This window comes from Raineyella sp. LH-20 (genome assembly GCF_033110965.1).
Lineage (GTDB): Bacteria > Actinomycetota > Actinomycetes > Propionibacteriales > Propionibacteriaceae > Raineyella.
In genome coordinates, this window is record NZ_CP137003.1 from 3,504,408 (window position 1) to 3,528,821 (window position 24,414).

Sequence of the window (24,414 nt, forward strand, 5' to 3'; positions counted from 1 at the left end):
GATACTTGGACTTGCGACTGTTCAAGACCCCTGAAGCGGAAGGCACTCCGTAGGTGAAGCGTACTTCGTGGTCCACCGGTATGTCCGTGACCGGCGATGGTGGCGCGGTCATCGCCCACGCCGGCAGCATCGGGCTCAGGATGCTGGCCGAGAACACCGGCCTGACCGGAGCCCTCTCGACGGCGATGGCCCGGCGTTCGTTCATCCCCTCGATCCATGACCGCGGCCAGGTACTGACCGATGTCGCGGTGATGCTCGCCGACGGCGGTGAGGCGATCTCCGACATCAACGTGCTGCGCCACCAGACGCAGATCTTGGGGCCGGTCGCCTCTGCTCCGACGGTGTGGCGGGCGTTGGACGAGGTCACCGACGCCAGACGCAGGAAGATCCAGACAGCCCGGTCCCGTGTCCGGCGCCACGTCTGGTCACAACTGACAGCCGCTGGCGGTGTCCCGGCCTCTCGGGTCGCCGGCACCGATCTGGGTGAGACGGTCGTGTTGGATGTCGATGCCACGATCGTGGTGGCCCACTCGGAGAAGGAGTTGGCGTCGCCGACGTTTAAGAAGACGTTCGGGTATCACCCGATCGGCGTGTGGTGCGACAACACCGGGGAGTTCCTCGCCGCCGCGCTGCGGACCGGCCGGGCGGGATCGAACACCGCCGTGGATCACATTCAGGTCCTGGGCGAGGCGATCGCCCAGATCCCGATGCCGTATCGCCGCAACCTGTTGATCCGCTGCGACGGGGCCGGCGCCTCGCACCAGTTGCTGGACTGGCTCACTGCGCAAGGCCAAGTCAGAGGCCGCAGCCTGCACTACAGCGTCGGGTTCACGATCGGCGAGAAGATGCGTGCCGCGATCACCGAACTTCCCGCGGGCTTGTGGTCCCCGGCGCTGAAGGCTGATGGTGAGGTCCGAGACGGCGGGGAGGTCGCTGAGGTCACCGGACTGCTGGACTTGACCAGTTGGCCGGCCGGGATGCGGGTGATCCTGCGCCGCGAACGCCCGCATCCGGGGGCTCAGTTGTCGCTCTTCGAAGCCCACGACGGGTGGCGGTATCAAGCGTTCGCCACCAACACCACCAGCGGCACCCTGCAGTTCCTCGAGACCCGTCACCGGGCCCATGCCCGGGTCGAGGACCGGATCCGACACGCCAAAGACTCCGGCCTGGGCCGGTTCCCGTCCCGCGAGTTCAGCATCAACCAAACCTGGCTACTCCTGACCATGATCGCCGCTGACCTGGTCGCCTGGCTCAAGATGCTGGCTCTCGACGGCGACCTCGCCAAGGCTGAGCCGAAAGCGCTGCGCTATCGACTGCTGCACGTCCCGGCCCGACTCGTACACGGTGGCCGCCGGCGACGGCTACGTCTACCCAAGACCTGGCCGTGGGTTGAGCACCTCGTGGCCGCGTTCGCCCGGATCGCCGCGATCCCACCACCGGCCTGACCCCAACCGCCCGCACCAAGCCGAAGGAACCTGGAGAACCGCCCACCGGCAGCGTCAGCCGGCCCACAGTCACGCCCTCACCCGGCCCAGTGTTCAGATCGGGCTCCGACAGCCCAGCTGGCAGCCCTCAACCCGCCTCATGAAAGAGGGAGGTTAACGCCACCCATATGAACCAGGCCGTCTTCGCCTTCCGCCGCTACGAGGACTCCTCCTTGTCCTACACCGGCATCGAGTCCCACAAGGGCCTGCGCCGCTACGGCCTCTACGACACCGTCGTCGCCGTCAACGACGAGACCGCAGTCTGACCACCCGTCAGCCCGAATCGAGAGAGCCGCATGTACTTCTAGACCCCGTGCAGCATCGAGGAGATGCTCACCGCCATCCGCAAGCGCGAGTATCTGATGCCAGCTATCCATCGTGAATTTGTCTGAGGCACGGATACCCCGTCGGCTCCTTCCTGCTCTGGAACTTCAAGCCCGACCGCGCAGTCGTACACGTTCTACGAGTTCCTGACGAACTACCGCGAGCGCGACAACCTTACGCGGACAAGACAACGGTTCCCTCCGGGCAGCAAGACCCTTCAGCCGATTGGTCAGAGGTACCGGCAGATCGACTCGGGTGTGCAGACCTCCGGCGGCGTCTGTGCTGCGTTCGCGCGTAGGTCGGCGACGCTGGTACGGAGCAGGCGGAGCTGCTCGAGCTGCTCGTCGATCTCGACCAGTCGCCGGTCGAGAAGGTCTCGAACATGACCGCACGGCGACCCGCCCGCGTCACGTACTTCGAGGATCTCGGCGGTTTGCGCGAGAGTGAGCCCTGCTGCGCGGGCCCGGTCGATGAATTCGAGCCGCTGCACCGCCTCGTCGCCGTAGTTGCGGTACCCAGCCGGGGTGCGCTCCGGCGGTTGGAGCAGCCCGCGCTCCTCGTAGTACCGCAGCGTGGACGCCCTCGTCTTCGCCTTCCCCGCGAGTTCCCCGATCCGCATCGTCACCTCGGCCACCGACTTGACCTTCAAGCATACTTTAAGGTCCATTCTTTCAGGAGTGGCCGCACGAGTGGCCGGTTCGAACTGGAGGAGGCATCGTGACATGGCACACGGAGGTTGATCTCGTGGTGATCGGGACGGGCGGGGCGGCGATGTCCGCAGCGATCCACGCGCGCCTCGAGGGGGCCAGCGTGGTCGCCATCGAATCGGGAACCCTCGGCGGTACCTGCGTGAACGTGGGTTGTGTGCCGTCCAAGACGCTTCTCGCGGCCGCGCACACCCGGCACTCCGCCCTCACGAACCGGTTCTCAGGCGTCCCCAGCTCTGCTGGGATGGTCGATCTCAGCGCGCTCATCGAGCAGAAGGATGATCTGGTTGGGATGCTCCGCCAGACCAAGTACGCCGACATCGCCGCTGCCTACGGGTTTGACATCCTCCCGGGCACTGCAACGTTCACAGACGCTGGAACCCTGCTCGTGGATGGACGACCGGTGCGCGCGAAGTCGTATCTCGTCGCCACCGGCGCCGAGCCGCACGTGCCGGCAATCCCTGGGCTTGAGCAGGTTGATTACCTCACGTCGACCACAGCGATGGAACTGACGGAACTGCCCGCGTCGCTCGTGGTGATCGGCGGTGGCTTCGTCGGCCTGGAACAGGCGCAGCTGTTCGCCCGGCTCGGAGTAGAGGTCACCGTCATCGGTCGGCTCGCCCCGCACGCCGAACCGGAACTGTCATCCGAGCTCCGCAAGGCCTTCCTGGCCGAGGGGATCAGCGTCATCGGCGACCGCGCAGCCACGATCACCCAGCACGAGGGCCTGGTCCAGGTGACGACCCGCAACGGGAAGGACGCGACCGGTGAACGTGTCCTCGTTGCCACCGGTCGCACCCCGCGCACCGAAGGGCTCAACCTTCCTGCTGCGGGTATCGCGACCGACGAGCGCGGCTTCGTCATCGTAGACGAGCAGCAGCGGACCACGAACCCGGCTGTGTTCGCCGCCGGTGACGTCACTGACGTGCCCCAGTACGTGTACGTCGCCGCGAGGACTGGGAAGATCGCCGCGCACAACGCCCTGGGTCACGACGAGCGAGTCGACTACACCGGGTTGCCGTCTGTGCTGTTCACCTCACCCCAACTGGCCTCCGCCGGGATCACCGAAGCCAGCGCCATCGCCGCCGGATACCGGTGCGCCTGCCGATTCCTACGACTTTCCGACGTGCCCAGGGCCATCGCCAACCACGACACACGCGGCGGCATCAAGGTCGTCGCCGACGCCGACACCGGCAAAGTCCTCGGTATCCACGCCCTCGCCGACACCGCTGGGGAGATGATGCTCGCCGCAACCTACGCCATCACCGCCGGATTCACCGTCACCCAACTCGCCGACACCTGGGCCCCCTACCTCACCATGGCCGAAGGCATCCGCCTCACCGCGAACCTCTTCCGCAACGAACTCCCCACCTCCTGCTGCGCCTGACACAAGAGCCGGGCCCAGCGATGTGGTGATCCAAGTGATATCCGCGACGCCTTCAACACCGGCACCGACCGCGTGATCGACGCCTACGCGGTCAGCGTGGGCTCAGTTGAGGCAGCGGCGCCGAGCACGTCGTCTGGGCCGCTCACACGCGCAGCGCACCGGGACACTCAGCCGCCAGGTAGCAACCACAGCACGCTGCCATCTACGCAGTCGGCTACGAGTTCAGAGGCCGAAGGCACCACCACTGACGAGGATGAAGATGCCCAGGCCGATGAGCACGATCGGGAACAGGATGTGTTCCCAGCGTTCCAGGAGTTCGGCGATCGGTCGGCGGGTGGCGACGAACTTGCCCAGGCCGACGAGGGCGGCGACCAGGGCGAGGAACACGATGCAGTACGCCACCACGGCCGCTGGGCCCACGCTGAGGAAGACCGGGACGTAGACGCCGATGTTGTCCCCGCCGTTGGCGAAGGTCACCCCGGCCACCGTCCACACCCCAACCTTCTTGCCCTCGACCTTTGCCTCATCGTCATCGTCGGCACCGCGGTTGCGCCAGGCTTGCCACGCAGCCCAAAGTCCCAACCCCAGCGGAATGAGTCCGAAGTAGGGGATGACCTCTGGCGGCAGGAACGCTCCCGCCCCGAGCGTCACCAGCACGGAAGCGCCCAGGATGCCAGCGAACCCGAGGTACTGTCCGACCAGGATTCGGGCGGTGGTCCCGCGCTGGCCCACGCCTCGGGCGAAGAACAGTGAGAGCACGATGATGTCATCGATGTTCGTGGCGATGAATAGGCCGATCGCCTGCAGGACGGAGGACAGGATCATGCGCCCACCGCCGCGTTACAGCCGCCTGGCGACCCAGCGGTTCCGGCAGCCGCGTGCCGTTGATACTCTGCGACCATCATTGTCCGTTCCTGGTGTGGTGTGGGCCTCGGAGGTAAAGCAGGACGCCCAGGGCGACGCCGAAACCGAGGATGACGTCGGCAAGGTTGCCGATGAACAGGTTGCCGTAGGCGAGGAAGTCGGTGACGTGACCGCGGCCAAACTCGGGAGGGGCGAACAGCCGGTCCAGCAGGTTGCCGACCGCGCCTCCCCACACCAGGCCGATCGCGACCGCCCACCCGACGGTGCGGGCGCGGGTTGCGGCGACGAGTAGAGCGACAGAGGCCGCCGCGGCGATGACGGTGAGCAGCCAGGTTGCGCCGGCTCCGAGGGACATCACGGTGCCGGGGTTGAACGCGAGCTGCAAGCCGAGCCAGTCTCCCAAGAGCGGAATACGGTCATCCTCGCTGAGCTGAGCGAGGGCGAGTGCCTTGCTGCCTTGATCGATCAGCACCGCGCCAGCGGCGACGGCGCACGCGAGCAGGAACCAGCGGAGCCGGACGCGCGCCGCCGCCGGGCCGGCAGAACTCGCTTCCACGGCATCCGCTTTTCCCGGGGAGGGAGCGGAGCCGTCAAGGGGATCGGTCATGCCTTCGTGCGCCGCGCCGCGCGGAGCCCGTTGAGGATGACGACGACTTCAGCGACCTCGTGTACAAGCACGACCGCGGCGAGCCCGAGGACTCCGGTAATCGCCAGCGGCAGCAGCACCACGATGATCGCGATCGACAACACGACGTTCTGGTTGATTATGTTGCGGCCGCGGCGGGCGTGGGCGAGGGCCTGTGGGATGAGGCGCAGGTCGTGGCCGGTGAACGCGACGTCGGCCGACTCGATCGCAGCATCGGCGCCCTTGGCTCCCATCGCGATCCCCACATCCGCGGCCGCCAGCGCGGGAGCGTCGTTGATGCCGTCCCCGATCATGGCAGTGGGCTGAGACTTCGACAACTCCGCGACGGCGGTGGCCTTGTCCTCGGGGCGCAGCTCGGCGCGCACGTCCATGATGCCGGCCTGGCCGGCCAGCGCTGCGGCGGTGCGGGCGTTGTCGCCGGTGAGCATCGTCACCCCGATCCCGCGGCGGTTCAGCGTGGCGATGACCTCGGGAACCTCTGGGCGCTGTTCGTCACGCACCCCGATCGCGCCAGCCGGCCGGTCGCCGCGGTGGACGATGACGACGGTCATCCCCTCGGATTCCATCACCTGCACCTGGTCGGCCAGCGTGCCGGCGTCCAGCCAGCGGGGGCTACCGACGGCGAGACGGGCACTACCGAGCGTGCCGGTGATGCCGCGCCCGGCGGTCTCGGTGACGTCGTGCGCGGTCGGGGCGTCGGGGACGGCCTTCGTGATCGCGGCGGCCAGCGGGTGCGTGCTGTGACCTTCCAGGCTCGCCGCCCACGCCAGCACCTCATTCTCGGTCGCGCCGGTGGTGACGACGCGGGTCACCGTGGGCTCGTTGCGGGTCAGCGTGCCGGTCTTGTCGACGGCGACGTGGCGGATGCCGCCGAACCGCTCGAACGCGGCCCCGGACTTCACGACCACACCGAACTTCGACGCCGCGCCGATCGCGGAAACAACGGTGACCGGGACGGCGATCGCCAGCGCGCACGGCGAGGCTGCGACCAGCACCACCAGAGCGCGGGTGATCCACAGCTCAGGGTCGCCGCTCAACAGCGACCCAAGCACGCCGACCAGCACGGCGAGGATCATCACGCCGGGCACCAGCGGGCGGGCGATCCGGTCGGCCAGGCGGGCACGGTCGCCCTTCTCGGCCTGCGCCTGCTCGACCAGCTCCACGATGGTGGTGAGCGAGTTGTCGGTGCCGGCGGCGGTGGCCTCGACCTCGAGCACGCCGGTGGTGTTGATCGACCCGGCCGAGACGTCGGTGCCCGGTTCGACCTCGACCGGGATCGATTCACCCGTGATCGCGGACGTGTCCAGGCTGCTCCGCCCGGCCCGCACGGTGCCGTCGGTGGCGATCCGTTCGCCCGGCCGGACCACCAGGACATCCCCGACGCGCAGCTCCTTCGCCTCGACCTCGGCGGTGGCGTCGCCGCGCTTGACGAGTGCGGTTTCGGGCACGAGCTTCAACAGCGCCCGCAACCCTGCGCGGGCGCGGTCCATCGCCTTGTCCTCCAGCGCCTCCGCGATGGAGTACAGGAATGCCAGCGCGGCGGCCTCCTCGACGTAGCCGAGGATCACCGCGCCGGTCGCGCTGATCGTCATCAGCAGCCCGATGCCGAGCTTGCCCTTGGTGAACAGCTTGCGCAGCGCGCCCGGCACGAACGTGTACGCGCCCAGCAGCAGGCCGATCCAGAACAGCACCAGGCCCGCGGTCTCCGCGCCGGTCCACTCGCACACCAGGCCGGCGGCGAACGCGACGCCGGAGGCGATCGGGATCAGAACGCTCGGGCTCCGATACCACGGCCGGTCATCGTCATCATCGTGGTCGTCGAGGTCGACATGCTCGACCTGCGAACCCGTGACCGCGCTCACGCCCGCACCTCCCCCGCCTGGCAACCCTCGACCCCGCAGTCCGGGTCCATGCACGGCACGCTCTCGTCAACCGCGAGCGTGACATCCACCAGCGCCGTCAGCGCGCGGGCCAGGTGCGGGTCTGCCACCTCGTAGCGGGTCTGTCGGCCCTCGGGCTCGGCCACCACGATCCCGCACCCGCGAAGGCATGTCAGATGGTTCGACACGTTCGAGCGCGACAACCCCAGCTCGCGGGACAGCACCGCCGGGTAGCTCGGCCCGGCCAGCAGGGTCAGCAGAATGCGGGAGCGGGTCGGGTCGGCCATAGCTCGGCCGAGCCGGTTCATCACGTCGAGTCGATCGGAAATAGTCAGCATACGATGACTATACATTGTACGACGTACAGTCGGCGCCAGGTGTCCTCATGAGCGGCGAGTCAGTTGACAGCTCCCTACCAGCGAGCGTGGCGAAGTGCTCGAAGATCCGTCGTGGAGAATATGTCCCGTTCCTCCGTGCCGGCGTCCCGCTCGATTAAGGTCGACGACTACTTGGCCGCCGCATGCCTGCTGCCGAACCTTCAGTTGCTGAGTGGGGCCGCCAACATCGAGAAGCAGGATGGACTGCCTGCGGAGTGGATGGACACCGCCTTCCCGAGCGAAGGACAAGCGAGCTACGTACCTTGCCGAGGACGACCTCGACGGCCTTCCGCTCGACTTGGCCGACTTCACCTCGTTCTTCGAGCAGCGCAAGCAGCGAGTCCGGGTCCGCCTGCTCGCCGCTCTGGGAACGACACCGGGAGCACCGGAGGACGCCGCTCTCTCGTAGCCCACGTTCACGCGGCGAGCAGTGACAGCGCGGACACAGCCTGGAGGGGTAGCAATCCGTTGCCGAGGGCGGTGATCTGTTGATTCTGCGTCAGGCCGCCGCTATCGGTGACCCATCCAGTCGGCAGGCCCATGAGCCATTCGACGAATGCCGGTGCTGGGCGGGGGCCGTCGGCGTCGTCAGGGGAGGGCTGGCGCTGACGCGTCTCCTCCCGCTCGCCGGCGGCGTCATCATTGGTGTCGGGAAGGTGCGCGGCGGCGAACCATCTCCCCACAGTTGCCGGATGCACCTGCACCTCGCGGGCAATCCGCTTGTTCGACCAGCCCGCGGCCCGCAACGCCGCAGCACGAGCCCGGCGATCAGAACGACCAGGGGTTTCATCCGAGGCTAAGGACAACTCCCGCTCATCGGCCAGAGGTTCAGAGGCAACGGACAACAACGACTTTGAGTGGACAACACCCTGCGGTCCGGCATACACCTCGGACAGCATCTCCGGGATCTCGGACAACACCTCAGGCTGCCCCGGCAACTCCTGTGGGAAGGTGCGGGTGAGGATCACGGTGAGATGGGTGATCGCCAGCAGCACCACCGGCGGTACCGCGGCCACCGAGGCAGCCAGCAGGCCGGGCACATCGGCGTCCGCAGCGACCACAGCGTGGATCGCATTCGCCGTCACCGACACCAGCGCCCCGCCGACCAGCAGCGACCAGGGATACCAGGCTGAGCGTTGCCCAGCCAGCGCCACCACCGCGACCGTCGCCACCACGATGATCCCATCAACGATCAACGGCCACGCCCACGCCTGTCCCCGGTCGACCCCGGAACGCGCCGCCAGATCGGCGAGCGCGGTAAAGCTCAGCCAGAACGCACCCAACGCGATGAACACCGTCCCCACCACTGCGGTGCGCCCCGCCCACTGCCTACCGGTCGTCTTCATCACAGCCTCCGCCCACCCATGCCTGGGTTCGGGGCGTTGGCTCGCTCGAACCAGGCGCCGCCACCGAGGCCGGGGCCACCGGCTTCGGGCGCGGGGTGCGCGATCCGGTAGGCGGAGCGCACCGTGGTGGCGATCTCGCGTTCGCCCAGCCCGGCCTGGCTGGCGGCTGCGCTGAGGACATCGAGCGCATCCGAGGCAGAGACATCACTCTCGGCCAAGCGGCACGCGGCCCAGAACAGCCCCCGGTTCCGCTCACCCTCACCACGCCCAGCGACCCAGAACGCCAGCCGGTTCATATCCGCCAACCGCACCAACCCACGACCCTGCCGCACGACCGGTCCCGGACGTGGATCGAGGAAGTCCCGCAGCCGACGCGAGTCCAGCGCAGCGGCAGGCTGGTCGCCGACATTGACGACCTCGTAGCGGATCGGGACACCGCCGACGATGCGAACCGAGGGCGACACGATGATGTACCCGCCATCACCCCGGGAGTCCACCCCAGCGCGAGCGGCCTGCCATGACCGCTGCTCGACCCCCGCCGTCGCAGCGAAGTAGGCGTGCAGGCCACCCGTCGGGGTCTCCACCAGCAGACCCCAGCCATCGACGAGCCCGGCTCGCTCGGCGCGGGCGAACGCTTGCCGCCCATCAACCGGGCCATGCACGTCCACATCCACCACGACCATCCCCGACACCGCGCCAGTCGGGACACCCAGGTTCGCCTCCGGAGTCCGCGACCACCACGCCTCGACGCGACCGATGTCGGTGGTGGCATCGTGGAACCCCCGCGTCGTGAGCGGACGCTTCCCGCGCGGCTGGCAGGGGAACACCGGCACCCCCACCTGCGCGAGATGCCGGGCCGACGCCGCCAGCGTCGAAGCACCACTGGCACGCAACAACGCCCTGGTGAAGTCGGCACGCGCAGGCATCACAACCCCCGACCCGCCACCACCGGCACCCTCGCCGCCGGCCGATGCTCCGACGGCGGCGGCACATGCAGCGCCTTCGGCTCCGCAGTGGGAACATCACGCGCAAGACCAGGCGGCGTGCCATCGGCGACCTGGAACGTGTCCAGCTGGTCGAGGATGCCCAGCGCCGTCCTCCGCACCCGCTCACCGGTCGCCTTGACGACCTCCGCCGGTTCAGCGTCCTTGACCGACGACGCCCACCCCGCCACATACGGAATCGTGTAACCACTGGTATCCAAACCGTGCGCAGCACCGACCATCAACGCCACGCTCTCGGCCTCCACCTCCCGAACACCCCGGTGCTGGCGAGCGTCCTCATCCTTGGGGTCGTGCATCAGCACATGCGCCAGCTCGTGCGCCAACGTGGCGATCTGATTGACCTCCGTCACATCGGTACGCACCGACACCTGCCGAGCCAGATAGTCGGTCAGGCCGTCCGCGCCGCCGATCCGCCCGGCATCCGGGACACGCAGCACCTCGAACCCCAACGCTTCGACCTGCATGGCCAGGCCATCCCACAGTCCCTGCGGGGCTTCGCCGTCCAGCAGCTTCGGTGCGGGTGGCTCAGGGATCGGATCGCCCTCGGTCTGCGTCACGTCCCACACATAGGCGGGCCGAGCGCCCACCATCTTCGTGCGCACTACCTCGTTGACCTTGTGCTTCTCGCGCGGACCCAAACGACGCCACGACGACGGATCACCAGGATTCGACGAGGCGAACCGGCCGGTCACCGGAGCGAAGATCATGTAACCCGGCTGGCCCTTCTGCACCTGCTGGCCAAGCTGCTGCCACTGCCGATACCCAGCCACATACGACGGCACCGGCCCGGGCACCCGGCCAGCCTCGAACGCAGCCTCGTGCTGAACCCAGATCAGCAGCGTGTTGTTGAACGAGCGCGATCGGAACCGGGCCGCGAACGCCAACGCGCGGGCCCAGTCCCGCCCGGAGACCAGCGTCTCCACCGCGCCAGTCAGCTTCTCGTGCAGCTCATCGAGCTTCGCGTCCCGCTTGGCTCGTACTTCCTCCGTCGCAGTCATCCTGGACCTTCCCTCCGCCGAGATCTGAACCGCCCCGGCATGTCCGGAGACTCCGAACCTTGGGAAGGTTGGAGTCATGGCAGGGAACACGTCGAAGAGGTATCCGGCTGAGCTGAAGGCCAGGGCGGTGAGGATGTATGCCGAGATCAGGCCGGATCAGGACACCGATTGGGGTGCGATGGCCCGGGTCGCGGAGCTGCTGGGGATCTCCACGGCCGAGACGGTGCGTAAGTGGGTGCGGCAGGCCGAGGTCGACCAGGGCGCCCGGCCGGGGGTCACGTCGGAGGAGTCGGCCGAGGTCAAGCGGTTGAAGCGGGAGAACGCCGAGTTGCGGCGGGCGAACGCGATCCTGAAGGCGGCGTCGGCTTTCTTCGCGGCCGAGCTCGACCGGCCCGGGCAGTGATCGTGGACTTCATCCGCGAGCACGCCGACCACCAGCCCGCCACCGGTGGGTTGCGATGGGGGGTAGAGCCGATCTGTGCCGTGTTGTCCGAGCATGGTGTGAAGATCGCCCCGTCGACCTACTACGAGTGGCGCGACCGGCTGCCCTCCAAGCGCGAGCAGCGCGACGAGGTGCTGCTGGCACATATCCGGCGGATCCATGCCGACAACTTCGGGGTGTACGGACCCCGCAAGGTGTGGCTGGCGCTGAACCGGGAAGGCATACCCGTCGCCCGCTGCACCATCGAGCGGCTGATGCGCCAGGCGGGGCTGGCCGGGGTGGTCCGCGGCAAGGTGAAACGGACAACGATCGCCGGGATCGGGCCCAAGCCGGCCGACCTGGTGAATCGCAACTTCGAGCCGCTCGCGCCGAACCGGTTGTGGGTCGCCGACTTCACCTACGTGTCGACCTGGGCCGGCTGGACCTACGTGGCGTTCGTCGTCGACGCCTACGCCCGCCGGATTATCGGCTGGCGGGCCGCTACCACGATGACCGCCGACCTCGTCCTCGACGCGGTCGAGCAGGCCATCTGGGTGCGTGAGCGGGAGGACCGTGCCGACTTCACCGCCCTGGTCGCCCACCACGACCACGGCAGCCAATACCTCTCCCTGGCCCACAGCCAACGCCTCGCCGACGCCGGCATCACCCCCTCAGCCGGCGCCGTCGGATCGAGCTACGACAACGCCCTGGCCGAGAGCATCAACGGGATGTACAAGACCGAGGTCATTCGCCGGCAGGGACCCTGGAGGGACGTGAACGCCGTCGAGATCGCCACCGCAAAGTGGGTCGACTGGTACAACCACCGCCGCCTCAACGAGTACTGCGGAGACATGCCACCGGTCGTTCTCGAGCAGGCCCACTACGCTCAACAACAACCCTCAGCAGCAAGCTGAGGAGTCAAACCAGCGAGTCTCCGGACATGCCGGGGCGGTTCAATCACCCGATCGTCGGTGACCGTGAGGTACGCCAGGAACATCAAGAAGCACGGCGGGCCAGGGGTGCGACCAAGACCGCCAGGCGACAACACGAACCTGACGAGTCCCTACCGGACTACATCACCGACCGGCTATGAGAGGCCTAGGGAAGACAGACGTCCCGAAATCGGGCACTGAACACGACGAGATCGGGTACATCAGTTGCGCCCACACGACCCTTGGCGTCGTCGGTAGGCACCCGGCGTCAGTCCGACGTACTGACGGAACAGTTCCGTGCCGTGACTTCGGCTGCGCCATCCGACCCGCCACATTGCCTCGGTGACAGTGAGGTCCGTCTCGCGCAGGTACCTTGCCAAGCGTTCGGCTCGCACCATCGTTAGGAACGCGAGCGGTGTCTTGCCAAAGGCGTCGACGAACACCCTGCCTAGCTGAGCAGCCGACAGGTGTACTTCCATGGCCAAAGCGGCGAGAGTCCATCGCCGCTCGGGTGATGTCCGCAACAGCTCAGCAACTCTGCGGGCCTCCTCCCTGATGGGAGCGAACCGTCGTTCCCTCGGCAAGGTTGGCCGGACATGACTCGGCCGGGCGGCTGATATCCGCACCGGGGACGCCTTGATGAACGGGGCAATGACGTGTGCTATGGAAAACCACAGGGCCTGCATCCGGAAGAAGTAGCGAGCAACGGGCCGCTCGGCGCTCAGCGCGACCATCTCGTCGAGCCAAGTTGTGAGTGCCTCGGCCTGCCTTTCACCGAGGCTGAGAACCTGCGCTGGCTCGGCGTAGATGGTCGCCGCGAAGTCCTGAGCATCAAGCCGATCCCGCACGAGCCCAGCGTGCTGCCAGTAGACCTGATCGATCACATAGTCCGTATCCGCATGGATCGTGGTCAAGGTGATGTGGCCCTCAGGCTCGCTTCCGCACAGGACGTTTGCTGCAAGGAGGACCACATCCCCCGTCTTCACAAGCCTTTGCCCCAACTCGCCAACGAGGAGTGCGCTACCACTACGGATCACGATGACTCTGACACAATCGAGAGCCGCGGGGCCGATGGGGCGAGAGCCGGCGTACGTGCATGCCCAAACCGGCCAGTAGTCGCTGCCGACCCGCAGTGGCTCAGACATGTAGGCAGTACCGCACCCGCAGCGGTCTACTCAGCGAGCGCCTGGTCGAGCATGGTGGTGAGGTCATCAAGGGTCTCAGGACTGATCAACTCTCCATTGAGGAAGAAGGTTGGCGTACCAGTCACGCCCAGGGCCACACCGTCGTTGAAGTCGTTGCGGATGAACTGGAGCGTGGCCTCAGAGTTGTACGCGGCGTCCCATTGCTCAAGGTCGAGGCCGAGTTCTTGGGCGTACTGGCGGAACAGGTCGTCTTTGGGTATCTGCTGTTCACCCCACTCGGTCTGGGTCTGGTACATCTTGGTGTACATCGCTTCAAGTTCTCCTTGCTGAGCGGCAGCTTCGACCGCTCTGGCCGCGCGTTCGCTGTTGAAGTGGCTGGGTAGCGGGAAGTACCGGATGACAAAGGACACTCGATCGCCGTAGGTCTGCCGGAGTTGCTCGATCGCCGGGAAGACCGCGGCGCAGGCCTCGCACTCGAAGTCCAGGAACTCTACGAAGGTCACAGTGGCATCTGGCGCGTCGTTGAGTCGGCGGGAGTCTTCGCGTACCACGAGCGCGCCGGAGGTTTCGGTGGGGACGGGTGTGGACGGCTCGACGACGGCGGCGGGCTGGCGACTGGCTTGGATGATGCCGAAGATGACCACCGAGATCACCAGCACCGCGCAGATCAAGATGATGGTTCTTCGGGCGCCACGTTCCCCTGGTTCGGGGCGTTCGTCGACGATTGGCTTCTTGGGCTTCTGATTGCTGGGCATGTAGGGCTCCTTGCCGGAAGATGTGGGTAGGACGCGTGCTGACTGGCGGCGACGCGGTGTGTGGGCAGGTCGTTTGGTTGGGGTCCTTACCCGAAGAGGGCTGGACCGTATTTGGCGAGCACCAAGGTGGTGATCGCTCCGAGCCAGAGCACGACGAGCAGGTTGTCGACTCCCAGGCGAAGCCCTTTGGTCAAGGTCTTGTGCAGGCTCGTTGGGAGGAACAGGTTGTTGTCGCGCAGGTTGACGTGGGTGAGTGATGCGAACACCAAGGTGGTGGACACAGTCACCAACAGGCACCAGGGGCACAGCGCCCCGATGACAAAAGTGGACTCAAAGAACAGCCAGTAGGCGAACACGAAGCCCAGGCCATAGACGATCTGGGCGGCGAGCATGAAGCCTCGCGGAAACCTGACGCCGGCGAGGCTGGCGACCGCGATGGTGATGACTACGGGCTCGGCCATCAGGCCGAGGAACGCGTTCGGGAATCCGAACAGTCCGGCCTGCCAGGATCTGGCGACTGCGCTGCAGTTGATGACCTCGTTGAGGTTGCATGGGAGTCCGACTTTGGGGTTGGCCGCTAGCCGGACGGCGTCGGTTGACAGGACGAAGGAGGCGTACAGGCTGAGGCAGGCCGAGAAGAGCATGGTGGAGAAGATCCACCTGTCGGTCTGTCTGAAACGGTGGATGCGCTCCAAAAGGTCGTCTGATGTGGTCAAGGTGGTTGGACCTGTCTGTCGTCGTTCGGACACACCGCAGCGCCGCGCCGAGCACCAGGACCTCGGCGTTCACCGAAAGGGCGCTCGTCTGCGCACGGGTGCGAGTTGAGTCGATCAGCAGGACAGGGCGGGTGGGCCTCGGCGTTGAAGCGGGTGATAGGGGCGACGTCCGGGGGTGGCCACCACGAGGGCCGTGACGGCAACGTGGGCAGGTACGTGGAGGGTGGCCGGCCTGGCATCACTTAGGCGTGTCCGGAGCCAGTCGCGGGCCGTCTTTGCTGCCTGGCGGGCGTAGAGTCCCACGCCGAGCCCGAGCAGCAGACTGACCAGGCCGGCGATCAAGGTGGTTGCCGAGAGCACCACAAAGGACTGCGCGAAGCGTCCGAAGTTCAGCCCTGGCAGGTAGCTGTGCTCTGGGCACAGCTCGGACTCGACCAACAGATCGAGGTGGACGCCGAACGGCGCGATCAGGGGCACCTGGGGCATGCAGGCTGTATCGGCGATGTTCACCGACCTGACACCAGCAGCGAGATTGCTCGCACCGATGAGCATCAACGCGGCGGCGCCTGCGGCGCCACGGCGTTGTGATCTCATGCTCGCTCCTCGGGTTGTCGACGAGTCTAGCTAGTGGCCGAAGCGTGCCGCTGCGCTCTGTCCGACGACGGCACTACTCGCAGCGATTGAGGGTTGACGCGAGATCACGTGCCTGATGGAGTTTGACCACCTGACCACGAAGACGCTTGCAGGAGGCCCTTTACCGCGCTCGATGAGCTGTCCCACCGGGTTTCGGCGCCCTTGCTGGTGAACGCTGCAACCCGCCGCGGGGAGAACACCTACAACACCTCCCTGCTCTGGCCGGCCACCGGCGGCGAAGTCCAGCTGTTCGACAAGGCGAATCCGGTGCCGTTCGGCGAGTATGTGCCCGACCGCTGGTTCTACCAGCGCATCGCTCCGGACCTGATCGGCCTGATCGGACGCGAGTACACTCCCGGCACCAACTCCCCGTATGTCAGCCTGAACGGGGTCGGGGTGGGATTGGCGATCTGCTTCGACGTCATCTTTGATGACGTCATCTGGCAGGGCGCCCAGGACGGGGCTCAGCTATACCTGCTCCAATCCAACAACGGCGACTTCCGCGGCACCGACGAGAACCTGCAACAGGCCGCCTTCGCCCGGATGCGAGCAATCGAAACCGGCCGAAGCGTCGTCAACGTCTCCACGACCGGCACCAGCCAAGCCTTCGCCCCCGACGGCACCCTCCTCGACGACCTTCCCGCCGACACCGCCGGCGCCCGCGTCACCACCATCCCACTACGCACCGGACTGACCCCGGCTGTCACTCTCGGCACATGGACCGCCGGCCTTCTGGCCGCGACCAGCCTGCTCGGCCTCCTGCTGCTCGGGTTCGCAGTTCGGCGCTAAAAGCTGCCACGCGCGTCCCATGTCCTCGACCCGGCCGATTCCGGCTACCGAGGGGGCTGGCGAAAGGTTCGCCCCATTCTTGGGACGAACCTGCCGACCCTAGCGGCGTAGTCGCGGTAGGCGTCGCCGTGGGCGGCGCGCAGGTAGGGCTCCTCGACCGCCCGGACTTGCACCTGGATGGCGGCGAGCAGCACGACCGTCGCCGTCAACGAGGCGATCGTCGGGGCCAGCAGGAACAACCCGACGCTTGACACAGCCATCCCGGAGAACACCGGGTTGCGCACCATCGCGAAGGTCCCATCGGTCACCATCTCGGTGTGCTCCTCCGGGTCGACGCCAACCCGCCAGGAAGCGCCCATCTCCCGCTGCGCCCGCAGCAACGTCCTCATCCCGAGCAGTGCAAGGACCAGCCCGATCCCTTCCACGATCGTGCCGCCGGGGATGGTCAGGCGTCCGATGCCGACGATCTGCGTCACCGGGCCTGCCAGTCCGAGCAGTAGCGCGACCGCGAACAGCAGCTTCCCCCACCATTGGGCGGAGCCCGCCGCACCTGCTTTGAGTCGGAACCCCGTATCTCCGTTGCGGCGCAGGTGAACCACCGCTCGAAAGCCGAACGCCAGACCGAGACCGATCAGGTACAAGGCCAGCGCGATCCAGCCGTTCAGGGCCGTCACTCCACTCGCCCGTCCAACTCGGTCTGGGTGCGGCCGGCGAGTTCCTGCCGTGGAGCAGCCGATCCTGCACGTCCGGCCGGACGGTCTTCGTGGGTGATGCCGTGGTGGTCGCGGTTGTGGTCGAACCGCAGCAGTCGCAGGGCGTTGAGGACGACGAGGATGGTCGAGCCTTCGTGGATGAACACGATCGGACCCATCGCTAGCCCGAGCAGGCTGGCCGGCACGAGGAACGCGACGATGGCGAGGGCTGCGATGAGGTTCTGCCGGATGAGCCGGGAGGTTGCTCGACCGAGTCGCACCATGAACGGTACCCGTCCGAGGTCGTCGGCCATCAGAGCGATGTCGGCGGTCTCCAGGGCGACCGCCGACCCGGCAGCGCCCATCGCGATGCCCAGGCTCGCGCTGGCCATCGCGGGGGCATCGTTCACACCGTCGCCCACCATCGCCGTGGTGCGACCACCTTCGGTGAGGTTGCGGATCGCGACCACCTTGTCCTCGGGCAACAACTCACCCATGGCCCGGTCGATCCCGACCGAGCGGCCCACGGCGTCGGCGACCGCCTGGTTGTCCCCCGAGATAAGGACCAGTTCCCCGATGCCGGACTCGCGCAGGACGTCGAGCGTCTGGCGGGCTTCGGCTTTGGGCGCGTCCATCACACCGATCACGCCGAGCACGCGGGCGCCATGGGTGACCACCATGGTGGTGCGGCCCTCGGCCTGGAGTTGATCGACCGAGGCCTTGACCTCGACCGGCAGCTCGTGATCGGCCTCGGCCATCATCCGGACGCTGCCCACCAGGACGATCTCACCATCCACCGTCGCGCGGATGCCACGGCCCGTGACGGCCTCGAGGTCGGTCGCCACGCGGCGCGCGTTCGCTCCGACCAGTTCGGTGAGATCGCGGACGATGGCAGTCGCCAACGGGTGGTCGCTCAACGTCTCGGTAGCCAGGGCGATCGCATTGAGTTCATCGACGAGGACGCCTGGTGCTGGGATGGTGTCGGTTACCGTGGGGTGTCCCCAGGTGAGGGTGCCGGTCTTGTCGAAGGCCATGGCGTCGACCTTGCCGAGAGTCTCCAGCGGGGCACCGCCCTTGACCAGGACGCCGGCGCGGCCAGCACGAGCGATCCCCGCCAGCACAGCTGCTGGGGTTGCGATCGCCAAGGCGCAGGGGCTGGCCGCGACCAGGACCAGCATCGCCCGGTAGAAGCTGTCACCGAACGGCTCGGCAGACCAGATCATCCCGACCGCCAACACCACGACCACGGCCAGGATGACCGCGGGCACATAGAACCGCTGGAACCGGTTGATGAACCGCTGGGTGGGCGATTGGGCTGTGTCAGCCTCGGTGACGAGCTTCACCACCCGCGCCAATGTGGTGTCGGCGGCCGCTGCGGTCACCACCATGTCGAACGCGCCGGGGCCGTTCACCGTCCCGGCGAAGACCCGCGAGCCACTGGAGATCGCGTCGGGATTGGCCAGGGCCTTGGCGACGTCGGGCACTGCAGCCTTCTCCACCGGGATCGACTCCCCGGTCACCGCGGACTGGTCGATCGCCGTGCTGCCGACGCTGACGAAACCATCCGCAGGTACCCGCGAGTTCGGTCGCACGACCGCGACATCGCCCACCTGAAGCTCTTCCACCGGACGCTCAACAAGCTCGTCCGGGCCGACGCGGAGCGTGGCCGTGCGGGGTGCGAGCTCGCCCAGCGCCTTGATCGAGCGAGTCGCGCGGGCCATCGCGTACTCCTCCAGGGCGTGTCCGAGGCTGAACAGGAACAACAGCACGGCACCCTCGGAGAGCCTGCCGACCGCTGCTGCACCGGCGGCGGCCACGATCATCAGGAAGTCCACTTCGAACCGGCCCCGGCGGATCGAGCCCCACGCCCCCCGCACGGTGAAGAAGCCCCCACAGAAGTAGGTCGCAAGATACAGGCCCAGCACCAGCGGTTCCGGGGCACCAAAGCCGAACTCAGCGATCAGCCCCGCGATGTAGGTCACGCCGGAGGCGATAGCGAAGTACAGCTCCCACCTGCCCTGTCCGTGGGAGTCGTCTTCGTGATCTTCATGCGCAGCACTCATGATCTATATATATCATGATGTAATGATGCATTGCCACAGATCGCTCGGAATCTGGTTGGATCAATCCAGGCCGCGTTCCGGAAGAGGGGTGGTGGTTCATGAGGTTGAATGCCAGCGAAGCCGAGCGCATCGCGGAGGTGATGGGCGGCCTGGCGACGCCGGCGCGCGTCCTGATCCTCGCTCGCCTGTTGGACTCCCCGGCCACCGTCAGTGAGCTCGTCACAGAACTGGCGATGTCGCAAGCCTCGGTCTCCAACCACCTGCGCATCCTGCGCCACCTAAACCTCGCCGCCGGCGACCGGCAGGGACGCAACGTCCTCTATCGCCTGCAGGACGACCACGTTCGAGCGATGGTCGAACAGATCCTGAACCATGCCAGTCACGACTAGAACCCTGAATGGAATCTGAGAAACTCTTAGGCTAGTCTTACCGCCGTCGAGAGGGGACGGGGTGGCTGCCAGCGAGGTTCGCGCGAAGCGATTGCCGGGAACGGCAAGGATTATCGCTCTGGCAGCTGCCGTCCTCATCGGCGCCAGCGGGTCGCTGGACCAGGGACACACGGCTCATGCCGCTGATGCGCCGTTGCCCCCCGCCTCGGCGGCAGCCGTCGCCGCTGAGCGGGCGCCCACCTTCGAGGACCTGCTGGAGAACCGCAGCAAACAACTCCAGGCAACCGCCGCTCAGGTCGACCAGGTGCGGTTCCAGTCTCTCCTCGCCAAACACGAGAAACGCGAGCGCAAAGTCGCCTCCGACATCGAGGCAGAACTCACCCGGTTGAAGGACCTCAGCAGGTTCACCTGGCCCACCAAGGGTGGCGTGGCCTCGGGATTCGGGATGCGCAAGCACCCCATCCTCGGCTCCATGCGCCTGCACAACGGCGCGGATATCGGAGGCGCGTGCGGGAACCCCATCTACGCCACTCAGTCCGGAACCGTGACCAGGGCCAACTTCAGCCGCAGCGCCGGCAACAACGTCCGGATCGACCACGGTCGTATCAAGGGCAAGAACGTCGAGACCTCCTACCTCCACATGAGCAAGTACGCCGTCAGCGCAGGCCAGAGTGTCACCAAGGGCGACGTGATCGGCTACGTCGGAACCACCGGGCTGTCCACCGCCTGCCACCTCCACCTAGCCCTCTACGAGAACGGCAAGGGTGCCGACCCTGTGCCCTACCTCGTGAAGGACTGAGCGGTGGCCATCTCCCAAGCTCGGACTTCTCCGACCACCAGTGCCGGCATCCAACCACCCCGCGACACCGGAACCTCACGTCGAGCACTGCTGGGCGGTGGATTCGCACTCGCCGGCAGCTGGCTTCTCACCGGATGCGTACCCGCGGCGAGCGACCCTGCGATTCCCGGTGGCTCGCGGTGGCCACGTGGATCGCTCACCGATCAACCCATCGTCCAGAAGACGCTGCGGGCAGCGCCTTCGATCATCGACCTCGGCGGCACGTTGGCCGAGGCCTGGGCCTACAACGACACCCTTCCCGGGATCGACCTTCGAGCCAACCCGGGCGATCTGCTGCGCCTCAACCTGGACAACCAACTCCCCAGCCCCACCACGATCCACTGGCACGGAATGCCCATTCCGAACGACGTCGATGGCGTCCCGGGACTCACGCAGAACCCGATCCAGCCAGGGCAACAGCATCTCTACGAGTTCACCGCACCCCAGCCCGGCACTTACTTCTTCCACTCGCACGTCGGAGTCCAACTGGACCGCGGCCTCTACGGGCCACTGATCGTTGATGATCCCGTAGAGCCGGGCCGTTACGACGCCGAATGGACCGTAGTCCTGGATGACTGGCTGGTCGTCGACGGTCAAACCCCTGAGGACATGTTCCGGCGCCTGAACGCCCGCCGCCCCTCGACCACCGGCACCCAGGCCGTTCAGCTGTCCTCCCGCAACGAGCCGTTCTTCGGCGACGCTGGCGACATCCCCTATCCGCTCTACCTGATCAATGGAGCAGTACCGACAGCGCCCGTAACCCACCAGGGCCGCCCCGGCGACCGTGTCCGGCTCCGCGTGATCAACGCCGCCTCGGACACGATCTTCGCCCTCGCCCTCGGCGGACATCGCCTGACCGTCACCCACACCGACGGCCACCCGGTCAAGCCGCACACCACCTCCGCGCTCTATCTCGGCATGGGCGAACGATACGACCTCCTGGTCACCCTCGGTGACGGCGTCTTCCCTCTCGTGGCCAAGCCATGGAACAAGCCCGGCCACGGCCTCGCGCTGGTACGCACCGGGTCCGGGAGCCCACCGGAACCACCGGTCCAGCTGGCCGAGTTCACAGGCCAACTCACTCAGGGGCTCGACCTGTACCCGGAGGAGTCGTCGTTGCTCCCGACCCGGCCGATCGATGCGCGCGCGACCATCGAGCTGGGCGGGCAGGCCAACCCCTACCGGTGGGTCATCAACGGTGCGCCCTTCGGCCAGAATCAACCCCTTGAAGTGGTCGACAACGACCGCCTCCTGCTCGAGGTCGTCAACACCACCACACGCGCACACCCGGTGCACCTGCATGGCCACACCTTCGCGCTGGACAACGGACTGAGGAAAGACACCCTCCTGGTTCCCCCATCCAGCACCACCGCCGTGCACCTGGATGCCACCAACCCGGGAACATGGGCACTCCACTGCCAAAACGAGTACCACACCAAAGCCGGCATGATGCTCACCATGCGCTACAAGGGCCGCTGACCCGCTCGCCGATTGCCTCCGCCAGGCCGTGTCGCCCAACTACACTGGGCGTGTCCGGACGAGGAGCGCTGATGAGGAACCGTCACCACAGCCTCTGGAGCGCTGCGCTGATGACGGTGCTGGGCGGGATCGGCCTGGCTAGCGCGGCCGGCAGTCTGGACGTGAGCGACAAGACCTGTTCCCCGCAGCTTCCGCTGCTCGCCTCCGTGGGCGTCCACCTGGACCTGTTCGCACAGGCTCGAAGCTGCCCCGAACACAGCTATCTCCCCGGCAGCAACTTCGACACCACGGTACGGCTGTGGGTGCTGGTCTCGACCTCAACCCTGGCCGCCGGCATCGTCGGCGTGCTGCTGGCGCTGGGCGCAGGACTATGGGTACGCCGCACCCTGCGGTCGGCGCGCGACTGGCTGCACCGAAGGTTCCCGACGCCGTCATTCACCAGGCCAGTCGTGGCCAAGCCTGTACTTGCGGCCGCCACCCCGCGGCCTTTCCACTCTTTCGAGCACTATCAGCCATCGCAACGTCGCGGGCCACCAGTTTCGTTCTGCTGACTAGCCCTCTTCGTTCGCCGCGCCCAGCCGGATCGCGGCACCGCTTCCGCACGCGGTTCATGCCTCCGACGCCGTGGGCGTGACGAACGAGCCATCCCGATGGCGAACTCAGCGGGCAACCCAGGTTCGCACACGACGGACTCGATGGTGTCCTTCGGCCCGCTCCGCAGTTCACCGTCCGCTGCAAATCGCGGGAGCCGTCACCATCGCTACGCAGTCATCAGGAGACTGACATGAGCAAGGATCAATCGACTCACCCAAGCGCTGGTGACGCCCGAGCGGCGCCGCGAGCCCCCATCAGGCTGAGGACCAGGACGATCGTGATGCTCCTCATCGGGGTCGCATTCATCGCTCTGTGGGTCTACCTCGGACTCCAGTTGACCCGTCCGGTACCGACGCCGGCACATTCAACGATCTCGGCAGTTCACTCCAGGTGAGCGAGATCCAGGCAGTGATCCCGAGAGGGATAGCCGACTTCGTGCGAACAGTGGCGAGTGACCATGGCGGTGAAGCGGCCTCGCACACTGTCGTCTCTGAGTTGGCCCACCAGGGCCAGCGCCGACCGCAGCCCGATCGGGCGCGCGCACGGCTCTACGCCTGCGCCGGAGTTGTCGTGAAGATACACCCCTTTGGGGCCGATACAGCACTCCTACGACGCCGGCTGCAGGTCATCACCCAACCCGGAGCAAGCCGCTTCTGGGTTCAGCCACTGCACGGCATTCCGATACTCGCGCCCGACGGACAACTCACCACGATCTGGCCACGAGTAGCCGTGCTGGCTCCCGACCACCGGCCACCGTGGACGCAGTTGGGAACCCTGCTTGCTGAGCTGCATCGCACCCGTCCCGCTGGGTCGTCATTCCCGCAGGCGGGCGTGCTTGCCCGGCTTGGCCGGGCGATTGACTATCTGCGCCGCCGTCCCTACGACGACCTGATCTGGCTGGTCGAACTCGGCGAGAACCTTGCCAGCCGGCTACGCCGGCCACAACGCACCGCGATGATCCACGGCGACCTCCACCTGGGTCAACTGGGCCGCCCCTCGCCGGCGGGCGACTGGTACCTGCTCGACCCCGACGACACGGGCGTCGGCGACCCGGCCTGGGACCTTGCGCGCCCAGCCGCGTTCTGGGCGGCAGGGTTGCTCCCTGACGAGCCCTGGACGATCCTCCTCAATGCCTATCGAGCCGCTGGCGGTCCCGCCGTGCCGCCAGCCGGCGACCCCTGGACCGACCTCGACCCACCGGCTCGCGCCGCGACCCTGATCGCGGCCGCTCGCTCTCTCCGCTCCGGCGAGTCCCCAGCCACGACCCGCGCACTGCTACAGGCGTGCCGCCGGATGCAGGACAGTTGACAGCCCCAGCAGAAACCACAGGTGCCGGCGGTTCACCGTGCCACGCCGACATCCGAGTCAGCGTCAGCGACCCGCCTCACTCCGACGCCCGGGTGCATCCGCACAAGCCACAACGGCGAGCGGGCCGGACGGCCCGCGACCGAGGCTGTCCTCGTGGTTGGCGAGCACCGCCCGCGTCGCCACCAGTCGATGAACGCAGGTCCGCGAGACTAGCTGGAAAAGAACAACCCCGCCAGGCCGCCTTTGCGATACCGACGATCACCGTGCTTGCCCCAAGCGGGGCCATAGCCGGGCGGTGGCGGTGCCTGGCTGACGAACCGGCCCTCCATCTGCGTGAGGTGCTCAAGTTCACCGAAGTCGAGGAAGAGCCCTCGACAACTTCCGCACTGCTCCAGCTGGATTCCGTTGCGCTCATAAGTTCGCATCGCGCCGTGACACTTCGGGCACACAATCGCCGCCCGCGGGGGTTCCTGCCCCGGATAGGGATCGTATGGACGCGGGTGGTTCGGATAGGTCATGCCACCAATCATGACGACCCGAGCCAAATCATCGGCCAGCTCATCGAGGCCGGGACGGAATGTGGAACGCGGGGTCTGGATGAAGACGAAACCGGCGTCTGGCTTGCACAAACGCCACGGAACAA

General features: G+C 66.9%; 26 protein-coding genes. 11 read left to right on the plus strand and 15 right to left on the minus strand.

From position 1 onward, the window contains the following. The first annotated feature begins 80 nt into the window (after nt 1-80). A complete protein-coding gene (locus tag R0146_RS15545) occupies nt 81-1,445 on the plus strand; it encodes an IS1380 family transposase (protein WP_175558238.1) in 1,365 nt (454 codons plus the stop codon). 167 nt (nt 1,446-1,612) lie between these two features. Further along, the gene (locus tag R0146_RS15550; RefSeq protein WP_175558235.1) at nt 1,613-1,750 is read left to right on the plus strand and encodes a hypothetical protein; all 138 of its coding nucleotides are present in this window, start codon (nt 1,613-1,615) and stop codon (nt 1,748-1,750) included. A 287-nt stretch (nt 1,751-2,037) separates the two neighbouring features. Here R0146_RS15550 and R0146_RS15555 read toward each other — a convergent pair whose 3' ends face one another. Further along, the gene (locus R0146_RS15555) at nt 2,038-2,427 is read right to left on the minus strand and encodes a heavy metal-responsive transcriptional regulator (RefSeq protein WP_073186157.1); all 390 of its coding nucleotides are present in this window, start codon (nt 2,425-2,427) and stop codon (nt 2,038-2,040) included. A 95-nt stretch (nt 2,428-2,522) separates the two neighbouring features. Here R0146_RS15555 and merA point away from each other — a divergent pair, with 95 nt between their 5' ends. After that, nucleotides 2,523-3,902 carry a mercury(II) reductase gene (gene merA / locus R0146_RS15560; protein ID WP_026926283.1) on the plus strand — a complete coding sequence of 460 codons (1,380 nt, stop codon included), beginning with the start codon at nt 2,523-2,525 and terminating at the stop codon, nt 3,900-3,902. 222 nt (nt 3,903-4,124) lie between these two features. On the opposite strand, the gene R0146_RS15565 is transcribed toward merA, so the two are convergent. From R0146_RS15565 to cmtR, 4 genes are all read right to left on the minus strand, one after another. Next, a complete protein-coding gene (locus tag R0146_RS15565) occupies nt 4,125-4,727 on the minus strand; it encodes a cadmium resistance transporter (RefSeq protein WP_073186143.1) in 603 nt (200 codons plus the stop codon). A gap of 76 nt (nt 4,728-4,803) precedes the next feature. Continuing rightward, complete coding sequence (locus R0146_RS15570) at nt 4,804-5,373, minus strand: signal peptidase II (protein ID WP_077684801.1); 570 nt, start codon at nt 5,371-5,373, stop codon at nt 4,804-4,806. Beyond that, a complete protein-coding gene (locus R0146_RS15575) occupies nt 5,370-7,274 on the minus strand; it encodes a heavy metal translocating P-type ATPase (RefSeq protein WP_073186142.1) in 1,905 nt (634 codons plus the stop codon). The genes R0146_RS15570 and R0146_RS15575 overlap by 4 nt, the downstream gene beginning before the upstream one ends. After that, nucleotides 7,271-7,630, minus strand: a complete 360-nt coding sequence (cmtR, locus tag R0146_RS15580; protein WP_026926287.1) for a Cd(II)/Pb(II)-sensing metalloregulatory transcriptional regulator CmtR — start codon at nt 7,628-7,630, stop codon at nt 7,271-7,273. Before cmtR ends, R0146_RS15575 begins: the two co-directional genes overlap by 4 nt. Nucleotides 7,631-7,868: 238 nt before the next feature. On the opposite strand from cmtR, the gene R0146_RS15585 reads away from it, so the two are divergent. Then, nucleotides 7,869-8,078, plus strand: coding sequence for a hypothetical protein (locus R0146_RS15585; RefSeq protein ID WP_073186141.1), 210 nt, complete (start codon nt 7,869-7,871; stop codon nt 8,076-8,078). A gap of 7 nt (nt 8,079-8,085) precedes the next feature. Here the strand turns inward: R0146_RS15585 and R0146_RS15590 are convergent, their stop codons facing one another. Genes R0146_RS15590 through R0146_RS15600 form a run of 3 tightly spaced genes read right to left on the minus strand, consistent with a single transcriptional unit; the run spans nt 8,086 to nt 11,017 of the window. Further along, nucleotides 8,086-9,015 (minus strand): DUF2637 domain-containing protein, encoded by a 930-nt coding sequence (locus tag R0146_RS15590; protein ID WP_073186140.1) that lies wholly within the window; start codon nt 9,013-9,015, stop codon nt 8,086-8,088. After that, the gene (locus R0146_RS15595; protein ID WP_073186139.1) at nt 9,015-9,941 is read right to left on the minus strand and encodes a bifunctional DNA primase/polymerase; all 927 of its coding nucleotides are present in this window, start codon (nt 9,939-9,941) and stop codon (nt 9,015-9,017) included. Before R0146_RS15595 ends, R0146_RS15590 begins: the two co-directional genes overlap by 1 nt. Next, nucleotides 9,941-11,017: an ArdC-like ssDNA-binding domain-containing protein gene (locus R0146_RS15600; protein WP_073186156.1), complete on the minus strand. Its 1,077-nt coding sequence runs from the start codon at nt 11,015-11,017 to the stop codon at nt 9,941-9,943. The genes R0146_RS15595 and R0146_RS15600 overlap by 1 nt, the downstream gene beginning before the upstream one ends. Nucleotides 11,018-11,093: 76 nt before the next feature. Between R0146_RS15600 and R0146_RS15605 the strand changes: the two genes are divergently transcribed. Beyond that, nucleotides 11,094-12,352 (plus strand): IS3 family transposase gene (locus R0146_RS15605; RefSeq protein ID WP_317690159.1). Its coding sequence is split into 2 segments (ribosomal slippage): nt 11,094-11,382 and nt 11,382-12,352, totalling 1,260 coding nucleotides; the frame shifts between segments, so codons are not numbered across the junction. Between the two features lie 239 nt (nt 12,353-12,591). Here R0146_RS15605 and R0146_RS15610 read toward each other — a convergent pair. The 4 genes from R0146_RS15610 to R0146_RS15625 form a co-directional block, all read right to left on the minus strand. Next, nucleotides 12,592-13,515: a helix-turn-helix transcriptional regulator gene (locus R0146_RS15610; RefSeq protein WP_026926291.1), complete on the minus strand. Its 924-nt coding sequence runs from the start codon at nt 13,513-13,515 to the stop codon at nt 12,592-12,594. Nucleotides 13,516-13,541: 26 nt separating this feature from the next. Beyond that, complete coding sequence (locus R0146_RS15615) at nt 13,542-14,270, minus strand: DsbA family protein (RefSeq protein WP_081683804.1); 729 nt, start codon at nt 14,268-14,270, stop codon at nt 13,542-13,544. Between the two features lie 86 nt (nt 14,271-14,356). Then, complete coding sequence (locus tag R0146_RS15620) at nt 14,357-14,986, minus strand: vitamin K epoxide reductase family protein (protein WP_073186155.1); 630 nt, start codon at nt 14,984-14,986, stop codon at nt 14,357-14,359. 114 nt (nt 14,987-15,100) lie between these two features. Beyond that, the gene (locus R0146_RS15625) at nt 15,101-15,580 is read right to left on the minus strand and encodes a hypothetical protein (protein WP_073186138.1); all 480 of its coding nucleotides are present in this window, start codon (nt 15,578-15,580) and stop codon (nt 15,101-15,103) included. A 177-nt stretch (nt 15,581-15,757) separates the two neighbouring features. Between R0146_RS15625 and R0146_RS15630 the strand changes: the two genes are divergently transcribed. Next, nucleotides 15,758-16,408 (plus strand): nitrilase-related carbon-nitrogen hydrolase, encoded by a 651-nt coding sequence (locus R0146_RS15630; protein ID WP_084189325.1) that lies wholly within the window; start codon nt 15,758-15,760, stop codon nt 16,406-16,408. A gap of 44 nt (nt 16,409-16,452) precedes the next feature. Here the strand turns inward: R0146_RS15630 and R0146_RS15635 are convergent, their stop codons facing one another. Both R0146_RS15635 and R0146_RS15640 read right to left on the minus strand, forming a co-directional pair. After that, nucleotides 16,453-17,082 carry a methyltransferase family protein gene (locus R0146_RS15635; protein ID WP_245787874.1) on the minus strand — a complete coding sequence of 210 codons (630 nt, stop codon included), beginning with the start codon at nt 17,080-17,082 and terminating at the stop codon, nt 16,453-16,455. Further along, entirely contained in the window at nt 17,079-19,163 is a 2,085-nt protein-coding gene (locus R0146_RS15640) for a heavy metal translocating P-type ATPase (RefSeq protein ID WP_073186136.1), read from the minus strand. Before R0146_RS15640 ends, R0146_RS15635 begins: the two co-directional genes overlap by 4 nt. Before the next feature lie 98 nt (nt 19,164-19,261). Here R0146_RS15640 and R0146_RS15645 point away from each other — a divergent pair, with 98 nt between their 5' ends. The 5 genes from R0146_RS15645 to R0146_RS15665 all read left to right on the plus strand — a co-directional run bounded on the left by R0146_RS15645 (nt 19,262) and on the right by R0146_RS15665 (nt 23,771). Next, nucleotides 19,262-19,552, plus strand: a complete 291-nt coding sequence (locus R0146_RS15645) for an ArsR/SmtB family transcription factor (RefSeq protein ID WP_026926296.1) — start codon at nt 19,262-19,264, stop codon at nt 19,550-19,552. Between the two features lie 61 nt (nt 19,553-19,613). Beyond that, on the plus strand, nt 19,614-20,351 hold the full coding sequence (locus R0146_RS15650) for a M23 family metallopeptidase (RefSeq protein ID WP_073186135.1): 738 nt from the start codon (nt 19,614-19,616) through the stop codon (nt 20,349-20,351). A 3-nt stretch (nt 20,352-20,354) separates the two neighbouring features. Then, nucleotides 20,355-21,869, plus strand: a complete 1,515-nt coding sequence (locus tag R0146_RS15655; RefSeq protein WP_232548353.1) for a multicopper oxidase family protein — start codon at nt 20,355-20,357, stop codon at nt 21,867-21,869. Between the two features lie 71 nt (nt 21,870-21,940). Continuing rightward, nucleotides 21,941-22,420: a hypothetical protein gene (locus R0146_RS15660; protein ID WP_026926298.1), complete on the plus strand. Its 480-nt coding sequence runs from the start codon at nt 21,941-21,943 to the stop codon at nt 22,418-22,420. 433 nt (nt 22,421-22,853) lie between these two features. After that, complete coding sequence (locus R0146_RS15665) at nt 22,854-23,771, plus strand: phosphotransferase family protein (RefSeq protein WP_073186133.1); 918 nt, start codon at nt 22,854-22,856, stop codon at nt 23,769-23,771. A 209-nt stretch (nt 23,772-23,980) separates the two neighbouring features. On the opposite strand, the gene R0146_RS15670 is transcribed toward R0146_RS15665, so the two are convergent. Beyond that, complete coding sequence (locus R0146_RS15670; protein WP_073186152.1) at nt 23,981-24,289, minus strand: TFIIB-type zinc ribbon-containing protein; 309 nt, start codon at nt 24,287-24,289, stop codon at nt 23,981-23,983. Nucleotides 24,290-24,414: the final 125 nt, after the last annotated feature.

What these genes read in the sequence shown, in the direction of transcription:
- R0146_RS15545 (WP_175558238.1), top strand. Translation starts at nt 81, where the DNA reads ATGTCCGTGACCGGCGATGGTGGCGCGGTCATCGCCCACGCCGGCAGC.
- R0146_RS15550 (WP_175558235.1), top strand. Translation starts at nt 1,613, where the DNA reads ATGAACCAGGCCGTCTTCGCCTTCCGCCGCTACGAGGACTCCTCCTTG.
- R0146_RS15555 (WP_073186157.1), bottom strand. Translation starts at nt 2,427, where the DNA reads ATGCGGATCGGGGAACTCGCGGGGAAGGCGAAGACGAGGGCGTCCACG.
- R0146_RS15565 (WP_073186143.1), bottom strand. Translation starts at nt 4,727, where the DNA reads ATGATCCTGTCCTCCGTCCTGCAGGCGATCGGCCTATTCATCGCCACG.
- R0146_RS15570 (WP_077684801.1), bottom strand. Translation starts at nt 5,373, where the DNA reads ATGACCGATCCCCTTGACGGCTCCGCTCCCTCCCCGGGAAAAGCGGAT.
- cmtR (WP_026926287.1), bottom strand. Translation starts at nt 7,630, where the DNA reads ATGCTGACTATTTCCGATCGACTCGACGTGATGAACCGGCTCGGCCGA.
- R0146_RS15585 (WP_073186141.1), top strand. Translation starts at nt 7,869, where the DNA reads ATGGACTGCCTGCGGAGTGGATGGACACCGCCTTCCCGAGCGAAGGAC.
- R0146_RS15590 (WP_073186140.1), bottom strand. Translation starts at nt 9,015, where the DNA reads ATGAAGACGACCGGTAGGCAGTGGGCGGGGCGCACCGCAGTGGTGGGG.
- R0146_RS15595 (WP_073186139.1), bottom strand. Translation starts at nt 9,941, where the DNA reads ATGCCTGCGCGTGCCGACTTCACCAGGGCGTTGTTGCGTGCCAGTGGT.
- R0146_RS15600 (WP_073186156.1), bottom strand. Translation starts at nt 11,017, where the DNA reads ATGACTGCGACGGAGGAAGTACGAGCCAAGCGGGACGCGAAGCTCGAT.
- R0146_RS15610 (WP_026926291.1), bottom strand. Translation starts at nt 13,515, where the DNA reads ATGTCTGAGCCACTGCGGGTCGGCAGCGACTACTGGCCGGTTTGGGCA.
- R0146_RS15615 (WP_081683804.1), bottom strand. Translation starts at nt 14,270, where the DNA reads ATGCCCAGCAATCAGAAGCCCAAGAAGCCAATCGTCGACGAACGCCCC.
- R0146_RS15625 (WP_073186138.1), bottom strand. Translation starts at nt 15,580, where the DNA reads ATGAGATCACAACGCCGTGGCGCCGCAGGCGCCGCCGCGTTGATGCTC.
- R0146_RS15640 (WP_073186136.1), bottom strand. Translation starts at nt 19,163, where the DNA reads ATGAGTGCTGCGCATGAAGATCACGAAGACGACTCCCACGGACAGGGC.
- R0146_RS15645 (WP_026926296.1), top strand. Translation starts at nt 19,262, where the DNA reads ATGAGGTTGAATGCCAGCGAAGCCGAGCGCATCGCGGAGGTGATGGGC.
- R0146_RS15660 (WP_026926298.1), top strand. Translation starts at nt 21,941, where the DNA reads ATGAGGAACCGTCACCACAGCCTCTGGAGCGCTGCGCTGATGACGGTG.
- R0146_RS15670 (WP_073186152.1), bottom strand. Translation starts at nt 24,289, where the DNA reads ATGACCTATCCGAACCACCCGCGTCCATACGATCCCTATCCGGGGCAG.